Source organism: Pseudomonas pharyngis (assembly GCF_021602345.1).
Lineage (GTDB): Bacteria > Pseudomonadota > Gammaproteobacteria > Pseudomonadales > Pseudomonadaceae > Aquipseudomonas > Aquipseudomonas pharyngis.
Genome location: NZ_BQID01000006.1, coordinates 70,717 through 87,136, shown reverse-complemented (window position 1 = coordinate 87,136; position 16,420 = coordinate 70,717). Strand labels below are relative to the sequence as shown.

Annotated in this window: 18 protein-coding genes; 7 read left to right on the top strand and 11 right to left on the bottom strand. The window is 61.1% G+C overall.

Translation table 11 applies throughout. From position 1 onward, the window contains the following. The first annotated feature begins 4 nt into the window (after positions 1-4). From L6D74_RS14195 to L6D74_RS14180, 4 genes are all read left to right on the top strand, one after another. Positions 5-691, top strand: coding sequence for a spermine/spermidine synthase domain-containing protein (locus L6D74_RS14195; RefSeq protein ID WP_236189585.1), 687 nt, complete (start codon positions 5-7; stop codon positions 689-691). Between the two features lie 49 nt (positions 692-740). Then, positions 741-1,112 carry a YajD family HNH nuclease gene (locus L6D74_RS14190; protein WP_007944009.1) on the top strand — a complete coding sequence of 124 codons (372 nt, stop codon included), beginning with the start codon at positions 741-743 and terminating at the stop codon, positions 1,110-1,112. A gap of 208 nt (positions 1,113-1,320) precedes the next feature. Beyond that, positions 1,321-1,791 carry an RNA methyltransferase gene (locus L6D74_RS14185; RefSeq protein WP_007958066.1) on the top strand — a complete coding sequence of 157 codons (471 nt, stop codon included), beginning with the start codon at positions 1,321-1,323 and terminating at the stop codon, positions 1,789-1,791. A gap of 81 nt (positions 1,792-1,872) precedes the next feature. Then, complete coding sequence (locus L6D74_RS14180) at positions 1,873-2,250, top strand: YgaP family membrane protein (protein WP_039772634.1); 378 nt, start codon at positions 1,873-1,875, stop codon at positions 2,248-2,250. 3 nt (positions 2,251-2,253) lie between these two features. Here the strand turns inward: L6D74_RS14180 and L6D74_RS14175 are convergent, their stop codons facing one another. After that, positions 2,254-3,483 (bottom strand): hypothetical protein, encoded by a 1,230-nt coding sequence (locus L6D74_RS14175; protein ID WP_236189583.1) that lies wholly within the window; start codon positions 3,481-3,483, stop codon positions 2,254-2,256. 20 nt (positions 3,484-3,503) lie between these two features. Continuing rightward, a complete protein-coding gene (locus tag L6D74_RS14170) occupies positions 3,504-3,953 on the bottom strand; it encodes a YcgN family cysteine cluster protein (protein ID WP_064594159.1) in 450 nt (149 codons plus the stop codon). A gap of 279 nt (positions 3,954-4,232) precedes the next feature. Between L6D74_RS14170 and L6D74_RS14165 the strand changes: the two genes are divergently transcribed. After that, the gene (locus L6D74_RS14165; RefSeq protein WP_103386836.1) at positions 4,233-4,826 is read left to right on the top strand and encodes a nitroreductase family protein; all 594 of its coding nucleotides are present in this window, start codon (positions 4,233-4,235) and stop codon (positions 4,824-4,826) included. Positions 4,827-4,946: 120 nt separating this feature from the next. Here L6D74_RS14165 and L6D74_RS14160 read toward each other — a convergent pair whose 3' ends face one another. The 4 genes from L6D74_RS14160 to L6D74_RS14145 form a co-directional block, all read right to left on the bottom strand. Further along, positions 4,947-5,879, bottom strand: a complete 933-nt coding sequence (locus tag L6D74_RS14160; RefSeq protein WP_085648592.1) for a D-2-hydroxyacid dehydrogenase — start codon at positions 5,877-5,879, stop codon at positions 4,947-4,949. Positions 5,880-5,985: 106 nt separating this feature from the next. Continuing rightward, on the bottom strand, positions 5,986-6,279 hold the full coding sequence (locus L6D74_RS14155) for a YcgL domain-containing protein (protein ID WP_007958052.1): 294 nt from the start codon (positions 6,277-6,279) through the stop codon (positions 5,986-5,988). Continuing rightward, a complete protein-coding gene (gene rnd / locus L6D74_RS14150; RefSeq protein ID WP_236189581.1) occupies positions 6,276-7,409 on the bottom strand; it encodes a ribonuclease D in 1,134 nt (377 codons plus the stop codon). Before rnd ends, L6D74_RS14155 begins: the two co-directional genes overlap by 4 nt. A gap of 130 nt (positions 7,410-7,539) precedes the next feature. Then, positions 7,540-9,189, bottom strand: a complete 1,650-nt coding sequence (locus L6D74_RS14145; RefSeq protein ID WP_221398926.1) for a phosphoethanolamine transferase — start codon at positions 9,187-9,189, stop codon at positions 7,540-7,542. A 298-nt stretch (positions 9,190-9,487) separates the two neighbouring features. Between L6D74_RS14145 and L6D74_RS14140 the strand changes: the two genes are divergently transcribed. Next, a complete protein-coding gene (locus tag L6D74_RS14140; protein ID WP_236189580.1) occupies positions 9,488-10,672 on the top strand; it encodes a cyanate transporter in 1,185 nt (394 codons plus the stop codon). Positions 10,673-10,870: 198 nt separating this feature from the next. Beyond that, positions 10,871-11,806 (top strand): LysR family transcriptional regulator, encoded by a 936-nt coding sequence (locus tag L6D74_RS14135; protein WP_064594151.1) that lies wholly within the window; start codon positions 10,871-10,873, stop codon positions 11,804-11,806. A gap of 3 nt (positions 11,807-11,809) precedes the next feature. Here the strand turns inward: L6D74_RS14135 and L6D74_RS14130 are convergent, their stop codons facing one another. The 5 genes from L6D74_RS14130 to L6D74_RS14110 all read right to left on the bottom strand — a co-directional run bounded on the left by L6D74_RS14130 (position 11,810) and on the right by L6D74_RS14110 (position 16,418). After that, positions 11,810-12,175, bottom strand: a complete 366-nt coding sequence (locus L6D74_RS14130) for a 5-carboxymethyl-2-hydroxymuconate Delta-isomerase (protein ID WP_236189579.1) — start codon at positions 12,173-12,175, stop codon at positions 11,810-11,812. 57 nt (positions 12,176-12,232) lie between these two features. Then, positions 12,233-13,159: a LysR substrate-binding domain-containing protein gene (locus tag L6D74_RS14125; RefSeq protein ID WP_236189578.1), complete on the bottom strand. Its 927-nt coding sequence runs from the start codon at positions 13,157-13,159 to the stop codon at positions 12,233-12,235. Between the two features lie 72 nt (positions 13,160-13,231). Next, positions 13,232-15,328, bottom strand: coding sequence for a DUF6311 domain-containing protein (locus L6D74_RS14120; RefSeq protein ID WP_236189577.1), 2,097 nt, complete (start codon positions 15,326-15,328; stop codon positions 13,232-13,234). Beyond that, positions 15,325-15,711 carry a GtrA family protein gene (locus L6D74_RS14115; protein WP_064594141.1) on the bottom strand — a complete coding sequence of 129 codons (387 nt, stop codon included), beginning with the start codon at positions 15,709-15,711 and terminating at the stop codon, positions 15,325-15,327. The genes L6D74_RS14120 and L6D74_RS14115 overlap by 4 nt, the downstream gene beginning before the upstream one ends. Beyond that, positions 15,708-16,418 (bottom strand): class I SAM-dependent methyltransferase, encoded by a 711-nt coding sequence (locus tag L6D74_RS14110; protein ID WP_236189576.1) that lies wholly within the window; start codon positions 16,416-16,418, stop codon positions 15,708-15,710. Before L6D74_RS14110 ends, L6D74_RS14115 begins: the two co-directional genes overlap by 4 nt. Positions 16,419-16,420: the final 2 nt, after the last annotated feature.

Sequence of the window (16,420 nt, the reverse complement as noted above, 5' to 3'; positions counted from 1 at the left end):
TTCCATGAAACGTTTCGTTCTGCTCGACACCACGCCGATCCCTGACAACGGCGGCGCCCTGTGCCTGTTCGAGTATGGCGAGGACTTCGTCATCAAGATCCAGGGCGGTGACGGCGGCCAATTGATGAACACCCGCATGCACGGCTCCGAAGACGCGCTGGCCGAGATCCCGTGCCGCAAGGTCGCCGGCCGGCCGAACTCGCGGGTGCTGATCGGCGGTCTGGGCATGGGCTTCACCCTTGCCTCCGCGCTCAAGCACCTGGGCAAGAGCGCCGAAGTGGTGGTCGCCGAGCTGGTGCCCGGCGTGGTCGAGTGGAACCGCGGCCCGCTCGGTGAAAAGTCCGGGCGTCCGCTACTCGACCCGCGCACGGTGATTCGTCAGGAAGACGTGGCCAAGGTGCTGCAAAGCGAGCCGAACGGCTTCGACGCGATCATGCTCGACGTCGACAACGGCCCCGAAGGCCTGACCCAGAAGGCCAACAGCTGGCTGTATTCCGCCGCAGGCCTGGCCGCGTGCGCCAAGGCGATGCGACCCAAAGGCGTGCTGGCGGTGTGGTCGGCCAGCGCCGACCGGCAGTTTTCCGACAAATTGAAGAAGGCCGGTTTCACGGCCGAGGAAGTCCAGGTCTTCGCCCACGGCAACAAGGGCACGCGCCACACGATCTGGATTGCCGAGAAGCTCAAGGGCTGAGCTAAACTTGCCCCCATAACCGTCATTAGTCTTCTGCAAAGGTGAACCCATGAGTTCGTCCACCCCGACCAACACCTCGAAGCTGGATCGCATCCTCGCCGACAACCAGCGCGACAAGGAAATGGGCTACCGCGACAAGGCCCTGAAGATGTACCCGCACGTTTGCGGCCGCTGCGCCCGTGAGTTTTCCGGCAAGCGCCTGAGCGAGCTGACCGTGCATCACCGCGACCACAACCACGACAACAACCCGCAGGACGGTTCCAACTGGGAGCTGCTGTGCCTGTACTGCCACGACAACGAACACTCGCGCTACACCGACCAGCAGTACTTCGGCGAAGGCTCGCTGAGCACGCCGAAAATCGCCAAGGCTACGCACAATCCGTTTGCGGCGCTGGCGGGGTTGATGAAGAAAGAAGACTGAAGATCTTCATTGGCCACACCGGCCTCTTCGCGGGCAAGCCCGCTCCCACAGTGATCTCAGCCGATCACAAATTCTGAGTACACCAGAGAAACCTGTGGGAGCGGGCTTGCCCGCGAATGGGCCGGGACAGGCACTAAAAGTCTTGAATCTGCCCGCCCTCCCCCAATCCCCGTATAATCGCCCTCTTTTTCCCGAAGGCACCCCGCTCGTGGCAGACAAACGGTACAGCTGCATTGGTTTGTATAACCCCAAATCACCGGAAAACGTCGGTTCGGTGATGCGCGCCGCAGGCTGCTACGGCGTGTCGACCGTGTTCTACACCGGCAAGCGCTATGAGCGCGCCGCCGATTTCGTCACCGATACCAAGCGCGTGCACTACGACATCCCGCTGATCGGCATCGACGACCTGAAAAAGATCCTGCCGCTCAATTGCGTCCCGGTCGCCGTGGAACTGGTCGACGGCGCTCGCCCGCTGCCGGAATACACCCACCCCGATCGCGCCCTTTACATCTTCGGCCCCGAAGACGGCTCGCTGGATCAGGAGATCCGCGACTGGTGCGAAGACGTCGTGTACATCCCGACCACCGGCTGCATGAATCTCGCCGCCACGGTCAACGTCGTGCTCTACGACCGCATGGCCAAAGGCCTGAACACCCGCTCCGGACCGAAATTCCGCTGAAACGCCGCACATCCGATGGAACGAGCTGACCGCCTGCGCAGTCAGCTTGTTTATCCATTACTCATTGCCTGGAGAAAGATCATGACCGAGCTCAAACGCGTCGAACGTATCGAATCCACCCCGTTTCAGAGCCGTCCTGAGCAGAACGTCGAAGGCTGGGAGCGCATCGGTTCGCTGGCCGGCGGCGTGATCATGGTCGGCAAGGGCCTGCGCCGTGGCGGCGTATTCGGGCTGATTCAGGTGGCGATTGGCGGCGTGGCCATGGCCCGCGGCATCACCGGCCACAGCTCGGTGAAAAGCCTGCTGGAGAAAAGCCGTCAGGACATGAACAACGTGCGGGCGAAGATCGAGCGGGCCGGTGAAGAGCTGAGCAAGCTCAAGGCCAATGCCGAGGCGGCGACCAACACCGCCACCGTGACCGGCAATGACTCGGTGAAATCGCCGAAAGCCGGGGTTTGACCGCTACCGAAGCAACCCGCTATCAAGGACCTTGGACGACTCGCCGAGAATGCTTTCGGCGAGTTGCACAAACTCTTTTGTGTCCACCGTCCCCAGATGCATCGCCCCGCGCAGCACGTCATCCAGCGAGCGCTTGTTGCGGGTCTTCAGGCGAATCTCGCCGTCCAGCTCCTGCAATAGCAACACCGCTTTCGCCACCTGCGCCGGGCTGATCTGCTCGCCGCGCAGGGTCGTGACTTTCTGACTGTCCTTGGCCAGTTTCGCCTGCAAGCTCTGATAACGCTCGTCACTCATGCCGCCGGCACGGCGCACCAGTTCAATGGCGTAATACTCGGCGAACCCTTCGCTGATCCAGTCGCTGCGCTGTTCGTCGTTGATCCGCCCGAACACCTGTGCCAGTTCGCGCACCAAGGCACTGCTGCCGCTTTCGCTGACCAGCGGCAAGCGCGTGTTGAGGTAGATCGACTCCCGCGCCGCTAGGCTGCCGCGCCACATCGGGTCATTGGCGCCGACGATCAGCAGTTTGCTCGGGTGGCGGGGAAACACCGCCTGCACCTGCGGCCAGACAAACGTCAGCAGCGTCAGCACGTCCATCCGGCGCATGCCCTGCCCTTGCGGCGAGGCCACGGTGACTTCGGTTTCGCCCAACCGCGTGCGGCGGCTGCCGAGGTGGCCGGCGAGCATCCAGCCGGTCGGGCGGTCGAACAGGCGTGACGGATTGTCGATACGGAATTTGTTCTTGCCGATGCGCGGCCAGGCGGTTTCGACGCTTTTCCAGCCGTCGGGCAATTCGAAGTGCAGGCGTGCGACCAGCTCGATGCCGTCCTGCTGATCGAGCCTGGCTGGCGGCACCAGTTCATCGCCACGCATCAGCGCCCAGGTCGGGGTCATGCGCGTGTCGAAGCTGCCGTTCTTGCGGCCGTGGCTGATGCGTACGCGATAGGTCAGGCTGGCCTTGTCCGCCGTCGGGCGCCAGACCCCGCGCGCCGGTTTGCCCGGTGTCAGTTGCCACTGACCGTCGGCCTTGAAGTCGCTGTAGTGACTGCCGTCGCCGAGGTCGAAATCCAGGCTGCGCACCACTTCGCCTTTGGCGAGGGTCAGTCGTACCTCGGCCTGATCGCTCTGCGGCAGCAGGCGTACCTGATAATCCAGATCGACTTTCTTCGCCGCCCACACCGGCGCACTCAGCGCCAGCAGCGTGACGATCAGCGCCCGGCGCAATCCCGTCGCCATACCTGCTCCTTGCTCAATCGTCAGCCTGCGCGAAAAATCAGGTGATCTTCCCAGTCGTCTTCCGGCACGCTGCCTTCGGCGAGCATGCGCCCGGACTGGGAAATCCGTTCGTGGTGTACCGCGTCGCGATCACCGCAGACCAGGTGATGCCAAAGCGGCAGGTCCTTGCCTTCGCTGACCAGCCGATAACCGCAGGTCGGCGGCAGCCATTTGAACTCTTCGGCCTGGCCCGGAGTGAGCTGAATGCAGTCCGGGACAAACTGCATGCGGTTCGGGTAATCGCTGCACTGGCAGGTTTTCAGGTCCAGCAGTTTGCAGGCGATGCGCGTGTAATAGACGCTGTTGTCTTCTTCATCCTCGAGCTTTTGCAGGCAGCACAGGCCGCAACCGTCGCACAGCGATTCCCATTCCTCGTGATCGAGTTGATCGAGGGTTTTGCGTATCCAGAACGGTTCGACTTTGGCGGCCATGGCTCAAGCATCAACATCAGGTGGTGAAAAGGCCGCCAGTCTAGTGCCCAAGGCCCCGTGGGCCAAGCGCTGGCGACTGCCGGTTGTGCGGGGCTTGTCAGTTTTTGCACGGCCAAGTAGCTTTGCCGGTCACACCAGGCCTTTGCCGGATACCATTAACGCTCGACCGCGTCGCATCCGGTGAACTGCAGGCTTGCGCCACAACCCCATCGTTCAGCCCAACTGATCCCGCCGGGTTTCGCTTCCAACCTGTCCTCAAACGTAGCAAGGAATCTTTCGATGAGTGCCAACCCTCGCGTTGCCGAATACGCCATTCACCCGCAGTTCACCGATCGCTGGTCGCCCCGCGCCTTCACCGGCGAAGCGATCCCGGAAGAAACCCTGCTGAGCTTCTTCGAAGCTGCACGCTGGGCGCCATCGGCGTACAACTCGCAGCCGTGGCGTTTTCTCTACGCCCGTCGCGACACGCCCAACTGGGAGCGTTACCTGGGCCTGCTCAATGAATTCAACCGCAGCTGGGCACAGCACGCTTCGGCGCTGGTGATCGTGATTTCGAAAACCACCTTCACTGCACCGGGCGCCACCGAAGAAACGCCAGCGCTGTGGCACACCTTCGACACCGGTTCGGCGTGGGGCCATCTGGCGCTGCAAGCGAGCCTGAGCGGCTGGCACACCCACGGCATGGCCGGCTTCGATCAGGAGCTGACCCGCAAGGAGCTGAACATTCCGCAAGGTTACGCGCTGCATGCCGCCGTGGCGGTGGGCAAGCTGGGTGACAAGGCAACCCTGGCCGAATACCTGCAAGCACGGGAAACGCCGAGCCCGCGTCGTCCGCTGAGCGAACTGGCGGCTGAAGGCGATTTCACCCTCTAAGCCACACTGCAGATCGTTCCCACGCTCTGCGTGGGAATGCCTCAAGGGACGCTCCGCCTCCAGTGACGCGGAGCGTCACGGGCTGCATTCCCACGCGGAGCGTGGGAACGATCTCTGTAGTCAGTAACCGCGTGCGAAATCCACTTCCCCGCGCAACGCCTCTCCCGCCTGATACGCCCGCAAGTTGTCCAGAAACAACTGCACCATCATCGGCGGCGAGGTCGGCGCCGAGCTGTGCCCGGTCAGCAGCAAGCCCCACGCGGTCCAGAATGGGTGCCGTTGCGGCAGCGGCTCCTGACGGCAGACGTCGATCACCGCGCCGGCCAGATGGCCTTCCTTCAATGCTTCGACCAGATCTGCATCGACCACCGCCACACCGCGTCCGGCGTTGATGAACAAACCGGTCGGCTTGAATTGCTTGAACAGCGCCGCGTCGTAGATATCGTGGGTGTGCTCGGTGTTGGGCAGCAGATTGACCACGTAATCCACTTCACCGACCAGACGCGGCAAGTCCGCCATCGAACCGACTTCGACAAACGGCGCCTGTTCGCGGGCGCTGCTGGCGATGCCATACAACTCGACGCCGAACGGCAGCAGGAACTGCGCCACGCTCTGGCCGATGTCACCGGTGCCGACGATCAGCACCTTGCGCCCGACCAGACTCTGGCCGGTGCGGTTGTCCCACTTGCGCTCGACCTGGCTGACCAGCCGCGCCAGCACTTCGCGCTCGTGGCCGAGCATGTAGGTCAGCACGTACTCGGCCATCACCTGACCGAAAATGCCGACCGCCCGGGTCAGGCGGTAATCCCGGCGCAGGCCGTCGGCCAGCAGCGGCGTGATGCCCGCCCAGGTCGATTGCAGCCATTGTGGCTCGTGGCCCTGACGCAACAGGGTCGCCAACAGATCCGGCTGGCCCAGCCACACCGGGCAATCGGCAGCCTGGCGGGCCAGTTCGGCGGAGTCGCCACTGGTCAGCACTTCAAGCTCGGGGGCCGCCTGACGCAGCAGTCGGGCGTATATCGCGTGGTCGTGTTCAGCAATCAGAACGCGCATCTTCAAACCTTTCGCAAACCGTGCAGGCGGCCGTCCACTTCGTGGCAGCCGTCGCCGTAAAAACCGTTCCAGGGGTTACCAGAGGCCCAGGACAGGGCCTCGCGGATCAGACCGGGTCGTTGCGTCGCAGCAACTCTTCGGGCAAGTGCTCGATGTACTCTTCCTCGGCCGGTGGCATTTGCAGGTGATAGCCCTGCTTTTCGAGGTTTTCCAGGACCACGGCAATGTCTTCGCTGGCCAGCTTGCGCTCGGGGGTCAGCACCAGATCGAAGGAATGCTTCGCCTTGCCGAACGCCGCCATCAGGCCTTCCGGCACGCGCTCCAGCGCATCGCTTTTGAGCACGTAAAGGTACATGCCGCTTTTCTTCGAACTTTGATAAATGGAACAAATACGTTTCAAGGCTGTTCTCCGGCGGTGGCCAGGCTGTCGAGCAGCTTCTGGCCCATCAATTCGCGGCGCCAGCCACGCAGCGAATCAGGCAATTGGTAAGGGCCCTCGGGGAAGCCGCTTTTGACCAGCGCTTCGAGGGTTTTCTTGCGCAGCATCAGTTCCGGCGCGATGCCCAGACGTTCGGCTTCGGCCTGACCGAGCGCCCGCAGCTGTTTGATCAGCGCGGCGGCTTCGATCGGCAACGGCTCCGGTACGGCTGGCGGCCATTGATCTGGCCCCACACTGCCAGAGCGCTTGATCAGATCAAGCAGAAACTCGCCGTCCTGACGCACGGTACGCGGGTGCATGTCTTCGATCTTGCCCAGCGCGCTGAGGTTGTCCGGTTGGGTCCGGGCCAGCGGCCACAGCGAGTGTTCACGCACGATGCGATTGCGCGGCAGGTCGCGGGCGCGGGCCTCGCGCTCACGCCAGGCACACAGTTCGCGCAGCACGGCCAGTTGGGCGCGGGACAGTTTCCACGCCAGTTTGGCCTCGCGATACACCTCGTACGGATCGGTCTCGCGGCGCAGGTTGGCAACCAGTTCGGCGCCATCCTCCAGTACCCAGGCGTATTTGTCGTCGGACAGTTTCGGACGCAGCTGTACGAAAACCTCCGCCAGATGCACGGCGTCTTCGGCGGCATAGCTGATTTGCGTGTCGGACAACGGACGCTGCAGCCAGTCGGAACGGGTTTCACCCTTCGGCAGTTCGATGCCGAGCACTTCCTGCACCAGACGCGAATAGCCCATCGAGAACCCGATGTTCAGGTAGGCAGCGGCCAGTTGCGTGTCGAACAGCGGCGCCGGCAGGCTGCCGGTCAGGCGCAGCAGGACTTCAAGGTCTTCGCTGCAGGCGTGCAGGACTTTGAGCACCGCCGGGTTTTCCAGCAACGCGGCCAAGGGTTGCCAGGCGTTGATGGTCAGCGGGTCGATCAGGTAGGCGCGTTTGCCGTCGCCGACCTGCAACAGCCCGGCAATCGGGTAGAAGGTGTCGACCCGCATGAATTCGGTGTCGAGGGCAACGAACGGCAGCTGCTGCCACTCGGCGCAAAACTGCGCGAGGCTATCGTTGTCGCGAATCCAGTGAATATCGATGGCCACACGGCTCTCCCTTCAAGAATGGCGCGCAGTATATATCGCCACCGGCGCTTTCCGCGCCTCTACAGGGCAAGAGCTTGATGAAATCTCCTGCCTGAGGGAAAGAATAGTCTTACAGAGTGAGTCTGCCGGCTCAGTCCTTGGCCAACACGCCGTCGATCACCGCGCCCCGGCAGCCGGCAAACAGGTCCAGATCCTGCTGGTACACCTTGCTCTGCACTTCCAGCAGTCCGAGCATCGAGTGGAACAGATTGTCCTGGCTCAGCGGCTTGTCGCGGCTCATTTGCAGGCAATGGGTGTCGACCGAGTAGGACTTCTGATAGCTGTCGGAGAACCACGCCAGCATCGCTACGTGTTTCTGTTGCTCCGGCGCCAGCATGTACGGTGTGCCGTGGAGGAACAGGTTGTATTCGCCCAGGGATTCGCCATGGTCGGACAGGTACAGCATGGCGGTATCGACCTTGTCCTGATTGCTGCGCAGTACGTCGATCAGGCTCGACAGCACATGGTCGGTGTACACCAGCGTATTGTCGTACCCGTTGACGATGCTCTCGCGGCTGCAATTGTTCAGCGCGTTGCTTTCACACACCGGGGTGAAGTGTTCGTATTCCTTCGGATAACGCTTGAAATACTCCGGGCCGTGGCTGCCCATCTGATGCAGGACCAGCACGGTGTCCTTGTCCAGGTGATCGATGAAACTTTGCAGGCCCTGCAACAGGATTTCGTCGCGGCACTCGCTGTTGGCGCACAGCGCCGGATCCTTGAGGTTGCTGACGTCCTGCAGGGTGACGCGATCGCAGGTGCCTTTACAGCCGGACTGGTTGTCGCGCCAGATCACGTCGATCCCGGCCCGTTTCAGCACGTCCAGCAGCCCTTCCTCATTTTTCGCCTTGCTGGCGTCGTAGTCCTTGCGGCCCATGTTGGAGAACATGCACGGCACCGACACAGCGGTTTCCGTGCCGCAGGAATGCACGTCGGTGAAGGCGATCAGGCCGGCTTCCTTGTCCAGTTTGGGCGTGGTGTCGCGGTTATAACCGAGGATGCCGAAGTTTTCCGCCCGGGCACTTTCCCCCACCACCAGCACCGTCAGGGATTTGCGCGGATGATTCTGCACGGCGGCATTGCGCTGGGCGTCTTCGCCGATCGTGACAAAAGGTTGCTGCGCCGAAGCCACCTGCTCGCGCAGATAACCGGCCGAAGCACCGATGTAGTTGCTCGGCACCAGCATCAGGCGAATTTCGTGGTGATTGCGAAACAGCGAGGACAACCCCTGATAGTTGGCCAGCGCCACGCCGCCAATGACGGCAACCGACGCGACACTCACCACAACTTTACTTAATAACTCGCGATGCCAGCGACGATAGTTGACTGGAACTTTCCACAACAACCAGGACGGCAAGACACCCAGAAAAACGATATAAGCCAGCAACTTCAAAGACAGCAGGTCGCGAACTTCCGTGGCGTTGGTTTCGGCAAAGTTGCGAAACATGCCGGCATCGATCATGACCCCGTATTGGCTCATGAAATACGCCACGCCGGCACTGACCATGAACAACAACGTCAATACGGGTTTCAATACGGGTCGAAACGCCAGCAACGTCAACACGATGTTATACGCCGCGAAGATCATCACCCCGAACGCAATGCGCATGGCAATGCCCTTGCCGTCCGCAGCGGTGATGTCGAACAGGTGTTGCCAGAGAACGAAATTGAATCCGGTCAAAAGAAAGGCGCTGGCAAACAACGTCACCCATTCCGGGCGCACGGCTTTTAACTTGAACATGGCGAGGGGCGATTTCCTTGAAATAAGTGCCGTCGTCAATTGTGAAAATTTCATTGACTCAGACCACACAAACTTTATGCAGGCAACCATCAATTTTTTGTGAAAAAGAAGCCAACGATTAGTTGGCACATGAAATAACCATGAAACTTGCAGCGTATTTGAGAATGATTCAGCTGTGGTTCAGTCGCGGGCAACGAAAACGCCGTATCGAATTTCTCGATAGCGCTCCCGACTTTCTGATTTGCCGCCCCGCTCGCCTGCCCGCCTAATCGACAGCCTCTGGTTCAAAGGTCTGAAGATGGAACACGTTCGCGCCGCTGCCCGCCCCGCTGTCTGGCTGATGCTCGGCATCATCCTGGTCGCCCTCAATTTGCGCCCGTCGATGGCGGCGGTGGGTCCTTTGCTCTCGGCCATTCGCGGCGATATGCCGCTGAGTTTCAGCCTCGCAGCGTTGCTGACGCTGCTGCCGGTGATGGCGATGGGGCTGGCGATGTTCTTCGGCATGGCGGTCAGCCAGCGCCTTGGTGAACAACGCACGGTGCTGCTGTCGTTGCTGATCATTGGCGTGGCAACGCTGTCGCGGTTGTTTCTCGACTCGGCGGGGGAATTGATCGCCAGCGCCGTGCTGGCCGGGATCGGCATTGCACTGATCCAGGCCTTGATGCCAGCGCTGATCAAATCGCGGTTTCCCGACAACGTGGCGCTGTGCATGGGGCTTTACGTCACCTCGATCATGGGCGGCGCGGCGCTGGCGGCTTCGTTTGCACCGTGGGTGTTGATGCAGACCGGCAACTGGCGGGCAGGTCTGGCGGTCTGGGCGGTTTTGGCACTGCTCGCCATTCCTGTGTGGTGGACAACCCGCGACACGTCACCGGACACCATCCGGACCGTCGTCAGAAAAGAATCTTTCTTCACGAATTCTCGCGCCTGGTTGCTCGCGATCTTCTTCGGTCTGGGCACCGCGTCCTACACCTGCGTGCTCGCCTGGTTGGCGCCGTACTACGTGGAAAAAGGCTGGAGCGAACAAAACGCCGGCCTGATGCTGGGTTTTCTGACGGCCATGGAGGTGATTTCCGGGCTGGTGGTGCCCGCCATCGCCAATCGCAGCCGTGACCGACGCCTGGTGCTCGGCGCTCTGCTCGGATTGATCATCGCCGGATTCCTGGGTCTGATCCTCAGCCCGCAGCACCTGAGCCTGCTGTGGCCCTGCCTGCTCGGGCTAGGCATCGGCGGACTGTTTCCGATGAGCCTGATCGTATCCCTCGATCACCTCGACGAACCGCAACGGGCCGGCGGGCTGACCGCATTCGTCCAAGGCATCGGCTACCTGATTGCCGGGCTCTCGCCGTTGATGGCCGGGATGGTTCGCGATCGACTGGGCAGCTTCGAATGGGCCTGGTGGTCATTGACGGCGGTGATGGCGCTGATGCTGCTGATGGTGCCGCGTTTCAACCCGCGGCATTACGCGCGGCACATGGGTTAATCTGGCCGACCCGTCTGGATAAAGGCTTCTGGCCATCTTTGCCGGGCTTGATTGGGCACGTCGTGTTACTAAAACTTTCTGTCCCACAACTGACCGTGAAACGTCCTACAGGGCTTTCTCCTGGCACCATCGTTCCGTTACGATCATGCGCACACGTTTGCGCGGATTCGGCGCAAGGAGCACAGCGAGACAGAACGGATGCTGAACAGTAACTTGCTTAGAAAGCTCGACATGCAGGATCTCATGGTGTTTGTCGCCGTGTATGAGCAAAGCAGCGTCACCGATGTGTCAGAGGCGCTGTTCGTCAGCCAGTCCACCGTCAGCTACTGCCTGAAAAAACTGCGCACCAGCTTCGAAGACGAATTGTTCGTCAACACCCGCACGGGCATGCGCCCGACCTACAAGGCCAGCAGCATGTACGGCCATGTGCAGAAAATCCTCGAAAGCATCAACCTGTGCCACGCCGGCGCCCCGACCTTCGACCCGATGGCGCAACCGGTGACCTTCAACATCTGCGCGCCGGAGTACTTCGAACAACTGATCCTGCCGCGAATGTTGAAGCGCTTCGACTTCGATGACTTGCCGGTGATGGTCAACATGCACAAGTTCGAAACCGACGTGCCGGTCGAAGAGCTGCGCGACGGCAGCCTCGATCTGGTGATCTGCTTCGGCCCACACTTCCATCGCAGCCACGCCGATCTGAAATCACGCATGCTGCTGGAAGATGACCTGGTCTGCGTCTTCGACAAACGCGCCACGCCGCTGGAACCGCGCCTGAGCCTGCAAGCCTTCACCGAACGCCGGCATGTGTTCCCGACACCGTGGACGTCGACCACCAACATGGTCGATGGCTGGCTGGCGCGCCAGGCGCAGAAACGCCAGATCGTCGCCCGCTCCAACAGTTACAGCGCGGCGTTGAAGATGATCACCGGCACCGATTTCATCCTCACCCTGCCCCGGCGTATCCAGCGTTTGCTGACCAACGACGCGGTGTTCAACCATTGCGAGGCGCCGAATGGTCTGCCGGGGTTCACCCTCGACATGCAGTGGAGCCACAACGTCGATCAGGACAGCGCCAACCTCTGGCTGCGCGAGCAGGTCATCAAGACCTGCGCGGAGCTGGAAACGGCCTGAGTTCTACACGCCGATGGCGATCTTGTTGTAGCCCCCTCGGTCAATGTCGAGCAACTCCACACTCAACTGCACCTCAACCCCGGCCGGCCATTCACACAGATCCTGCATTACCGCCAACAGGCTCTGCGAAAGTTGCGTCTTGATCTCGGAGGAACGACCGCTGAACAGCGCCAGCCTTACCGCCACAAAGGCGCGCTCGTTCATGGCGGTGCCGACCTTGAAGGTTTCAACCTTGGTGGCACGACTCTTGATATCGAACTCCGCCGAGAATTGACCGGAACCCACCAGCGTGTTGTTGAGCCGGATCAACGCCACGTCGGCGTTCAGTTGCGGCAGGTTGGCGGTGTATTCCAGGTGCAGGTGTGGCATGTCAGTGCTCCAGAGGTTCGGCAAAAAGGCCGTAGATATAACACAGCATCGTCTGACTCACTCCAACGATGACATCACCGGCCGCTCACTCATGAATTGCTCCAGCCGCGAACGCAGCCAGCGCTCCGCCGGATCGCTGTCGACGTGGCTGAGCCAGACCATCGACAGGTCGAGGGTCGGGGTCTTGAACGGGAACGGCTCCTTGAACAAGAACCCGGAAGCGGCCATGGCGTCGGCGGTGTAATCCGGCAGGCTGGCGATCAGATCGGTGCCCGCCAGCAGCGCCGGCAACGAACTGTATTGCGGCACCGACAACACCACCTGACGGGTGCGGCCGATGTCTGCCAGCCACTCATCGGCGTAGCCGCTGACATTCGCAGTGTGGGAAACCAGCACGTGAGGACGTGCGCAATATTCATCGAGGGTCAGCGGCGTCTCGGACTTGTCGGCACGCAGGATGCTCGGCTGAATGTGCCGCAGCAGTTTGCGCTTGGCATTGGCTGGAAGGCCGCGGGTCTGGCTGATGCCGACGGTGATATCGCCCGCCGCCAGCAAGTCGGGAATCCGCCAGTAATCGACATGCTGTACGACGAAAACCACGCTCGGCGCCTCCTGACGCAAGGCGCGCAAAAGCGGCGGCAGCAGGCCGAATTCGACGTCGTCCGACAGGCCGATGCGAAACGTCATGGTGCTGACGGCGGGGTCGAAATCACGAGTCAGGCTCAGCGCCACCGACAGCGAATCGAGCGCGGGCTTGAGATGGCGATAAATGTCTTCGGCACGGGCAGTCGGCTCCATGCGATGGCCAACGCGAATGAACAACGGATCGTTAAGCAGGGTGCGCAGACGGTTGAGCGCCGAGCTGATGGTCGGCTGGCCGAGAAACAGCTTCTCGGCGGCCCGCGTCACGTTGCGTTCGAGCATCAAGGTCTCGAACACCACCATCAGGTTGATGTCGGCCTTGCGAAGTTCATTGCGGTTCATCCATTGCCCCCCGATCCCCAGATGGCGGAAGTGTAGAAAGGCCGTGGGGGCGGCGTCCATCGAAACGCTGCGTCATTGCACCGTTAACGTCTTCAGCCCCAGGCCCATAATCCGCGAATCGTCGTTGATACCCAGCTGCCGAGGGCTGACGGCATCCGGCAGCTGCAATTCGATGTCGAGCCGGTCATCCCTCCCGAGGCGCTGGTTGAGCGCGGCACTGATCGGAATCTCCAGGCGGTTGCCTTGAAACTGCGTCAAACGGGTATCCAGTACCTGTTGGCCATTCAGGCTGACGATCACCCGCTGGCCGGGGTGCGTGGGCGAGATGAAAGCCAACGCGTCGATCACGATCGAGCGTGCCGGTGGCAATACTCTCAATTGGATTTTCGCCTGTTGTCCTTCCGTCCACGTCCCCCAGCTTTCCGGCTTCGACCAGCCGCCGGTCAGTTGTCGGTTGCGATAGTTGAAGGTGAGCGTTTGCCCTGGACGAGTGAGCGGCGTGAGCAATATCTGCTGCCCTTCATCAGGCATCTGCAGGCATTCCCTGCAGCGCTTCCAGCCAGGCGCCAGAACCGCTACCCCGTCCACGCGCGTCAACAGATCGGTTTCACTGTTGATGTTTTTTGCAGCGTCGACCAGCGCATTGTCGTCCAGCAGGTACAACGAGTCTGGGTCGTACTGCCCGGATTCGAGCATCGCCTGTGCTTTCTGCTGTGCCAACAGCAGCGCCGAAGTGCTCATACGCCCCAGATACACCGCATCGGTTTTCAGCCCGTGGGTCGCTGCGAAACCGGCGATCAGCTGCCAGCGTTCGCCCTGGTTCTGCGGCATCAAACTGCGCACATTGGTGTAACGCGCAGCAGCACTGGCCCAGAAGGGATCAACCATCGGGCTACTCCAGACCGATGACGGCGCGAGCATTTTCCCCTGCCTGATAGCCATCCATCCACCACGGGTGTCGGCAACCTGGATCAACAACACGACGGCAAGCAGAGCGATGGCGATGCGTGGCCGGTAACCGCGTATCACCAGGAAAATCATGGTCAGGACGCAGGCATACAACACCGGCCAGAACATCCGCCCCGAGGCCCGAAAAATACTTGCCAGGGCAATGACGCCATCCGGCAGCGGGTACTCGAACGTCAACGCGCCAATGCCTATTCGGTTCGACAGCGCGAACAGCCATAAACCGAGCATGGCCAGCAACAGCCATGGACGAGCACGTACTTCATCCTTCAAGGAATGCCGGTTACGCAGCCAGGCCAAAAAAGCCGGCGGCACCAGCAACAGAACGCCCAGGCCGAAGTAGTTGAAACCTTCGTAATCTCCTTCTCCTTTTGGCAGACCAGACAGAATCAGGGACCAGCCGGCCGGATCGACAGGCGACAGCAGATTCATCCGGTACAAACCGAACCCACCGGAGGCCGCGCCATCGGCAATGCTGAAGTACCCGGCCTGCCAGCAACACACGCTCACCAGGGCGAAAAGCATGCCGCCCTCGATCAAACCCTGACGCCGGGCCAGTGACTGATTGAATGTCTTGCCCAGCAAATCCGCCACCCAGATCAGCGCAACCATGGCCAGCAGATAGGCGTGCACCCATGCCGTCACCGCCAGCAAGGTGCCCCAGGCCAAGCGCCGTCGGCGCAGGTTCGGCAACAGCGCGAGGTATAACGCAGCCAGGATCAGGAAATGGCCGGCCAGTGAAAGATGCCCGCCCATGCGCAAGAACATCGCTGGCGAGAACACCAGCAGCCCGGCACCCAGTAGTCGAATCACGGGATTGGCCGTCATCAGCCCCATCAGTTTCCAGCCAAACCAGGCCTGCAGGACACAGCAGGCCAGCAGCCACAATCCGAAATACTGAAAGGTGTCCGGCAACCAGGCACTGAATGGTTTGAACAACAGCGCCAGTAGTGGATTGGAGTCGGAAAAAATGATCGCGCTACCCAGTTCCCATCCATATGACGGATTGAGCCCGAGCGGGAAAGTCCACGGTGAATGTCGGAAAAACGCCCAGCCCAGATAATGCGTGGCCGGATCGCCCTGCTCCAGCCAGGCAATGTTCTGCGGGTTCAGCGCTTGCGGTCCGACCACCAGAAAAAACACCAGAGCACCCAAAAACAATGGCAACAGGGAAAGTGCCGGGTGCTCCTGTGAGTCCTTCATCGATACGTCCAGAAGTTATGCAGTACGAAGGTGAATGCCGGAATCGTCAGCGCCACGGCACCGATTCCGGCGAGATAGTGCAGCCCTGCCATCTGTGCCGCCCAGGCCACGAACATCGCCAACAGAAAGCCACCCGCCGAAACCAGCATGAAACGCAGCAGGGTTTTACCGTGCAGTCGGGCCGAAAAACTCCAGGTGGTGTTGATCACGTAGGACACCAACGTCGCCACAATAAAAGCCACACCGTTGGCCAACGGAGGCAGGGGGCTGACGAAGTTGATGAACAGCACCGCCACCAGCGCGTGCAGCGCCGTGACAAACAGACCGGTCACGGCGAAGCGCAAGCCGCGCTGGATCAAGGCGGATCTTTCGGTGGGTGTCACGGTTTGCGCGCCAGCACGAAGACACTCAGACCAGCGAGGCGGTTGATACCCATCAACGGCAGCTCAAGACTGCACAGGGTTTTCAGCAGCATATTGACCAACGGATGGTGTTTTTTCAGCTGCGAGCGCGGGGCCGAACCCCGAATGCCACCGGGTATCAGGCGCGACGCCAGCGCAAGCGGGAAGACCGCGCCGAAGTAATAGGCGCCCCGCTCCACCGTCAATCCGGCATCCGCGGTCAGGGCTTCGAATTGTCCCAGGGTGTAGCGACGCTTGTGTTCGAGGAAGTCATCGTGCCCGCTCCACATGAACTGGAACGCCGGCACGGTCATCAGAAAGCGACTGCCGGACGGCACTTTGTCGACGTAGGATTTGAGCAGGCCGAGGTCGTCATCAACGTGCTCCAACACATCCATCAGCAGCACCAGATCAGCGTCGACGTTGTCGATCGAGCGACGGTAATGCACCGGTTTGCCGGCGGTGGTGGCGCTCGAATCGGCCGGGTAGCTGATGTCCACGCACCACGCTTCGCGCGCCGCCGTGTGGGTCAACAAATGATGGGAGAAGAATCCTGAACCGGCGCCGACGTCGAGAATTCGTTTGATCGGCGCTTCACCCAGCAAGCGGCGGGTGGCGGCCGCTTTGGAGCAGTAATACCAATGCTCGCCGATGCTGTCGCCGAGGATGTCGGTTTCCTTGAGATCCATGC

What these genes read in the sequence shown, in the direction of transcription:
- L6D74_RS14195 (WP_236189585.1), top strand. Translation starts at nt 5, where the DNA reads ATGAAACGTTTCGTTCTGCTCGACACCACGCCGATCCCTGACAACGGC.
- L6D74_RS14190 (WP_007944009.1), top strand. Translation starts at nt 741, where the DNA reads ATGAGTTCGTCCACCCCGACCAACACCTCGAAGCTGGATCGCATCCTC.
- L6D74_RS14180 (WP_039772634.1), top strand. Translation starts at nt 1,873, where the DNA reads ATGACCGAGCTCAAACGCGTCGAACGTATCGAATCCACCCCGTTTCAG.
- L6D74_RS14175 (WP_236189583.1), bottom strand. Translation starts at nt 3,483, where the DNA reads ATGGCGACGGGATTGCGCCGGGCGCTGATCGTCACGCTGCTGGCGCTG.
- L6D74_RS14170 (WP_064594159.1), bottom strand. Translation starts at nt 3,953, where the DNA reads ATGGCCGCCAAAGTCGAACCGTTCTGGATACGCAAAACCCTCGATCAA.
- L6D74_RS14165 (WP_103386836.1), top strand. Translation starts at nt 4,233, where the DNA reads ATGAGTGCCAACCCTCGCGTTGCCGAATACGCCATTCACCCGCAGTTC.
- L6D74_RS14160 (WP_085648592.1), bottom strand. Translation starts at nt 5,879, where the DNA reads ATGCGCGTTCTGATTGCTGAACACGACCACGCGATATACGCCCGACTG.
- L6D74_RS14145 (WP_221398926.1), bottom strand. Translation starts at nt 9,189, where the DNA reads ATGTTCAAGTTAAAAGCCGTGCGCCCGGAATGGGTGACGTTGTTTGCC.
- L6D74_RS14140 (WP_236189580.1), top strand. Translation starts at nt 9,488, where the DNA reads ATGGAACACGTTCGCGCCGCTGCCCGCCCCGCTGTCTGGCTGATGCTC.
- L6D74_RS14135 (WP_064594151.1), top strand. Translation starts at nt 10,871, where the DNA reads ATGCTGAACAGTAACTTGCTTAGAAAGCTCGACATGCAGGATCTCATG.
- L6D74_RS14130 (WP_236189579.1), bottom strand. Translation starts at nt 12,175, where the DNA reads ATGCCACACCTGCACCTGGAATACACCGCCAACCTGCCGCAACTGAAC.
- L6D74_RS14125 (WP_236189578.1), bottom strand. Translation starts at nt 13,159, where the DNA reads ATGAACCGCAATGAACTTCGCAAGGCCGACATCAACCTGATGGTGGTG.
- L6D74_RS14120 (WP_236189577.1), bottom strand. Translation starts at nt 15,328, where the DNA reads ATGAAGGACTCACAGGAGCACCCGGCACTTTCCCTGTTGCCATTGTTT.
- L6D74_RS14110 (WP_236189576.1), bottom strand. Translation starts at nt 16,418, where the DNA reads ATGGATCTCAAGGAAACCGACATCCTCGGCGACAGCATCGGCGAGCAT.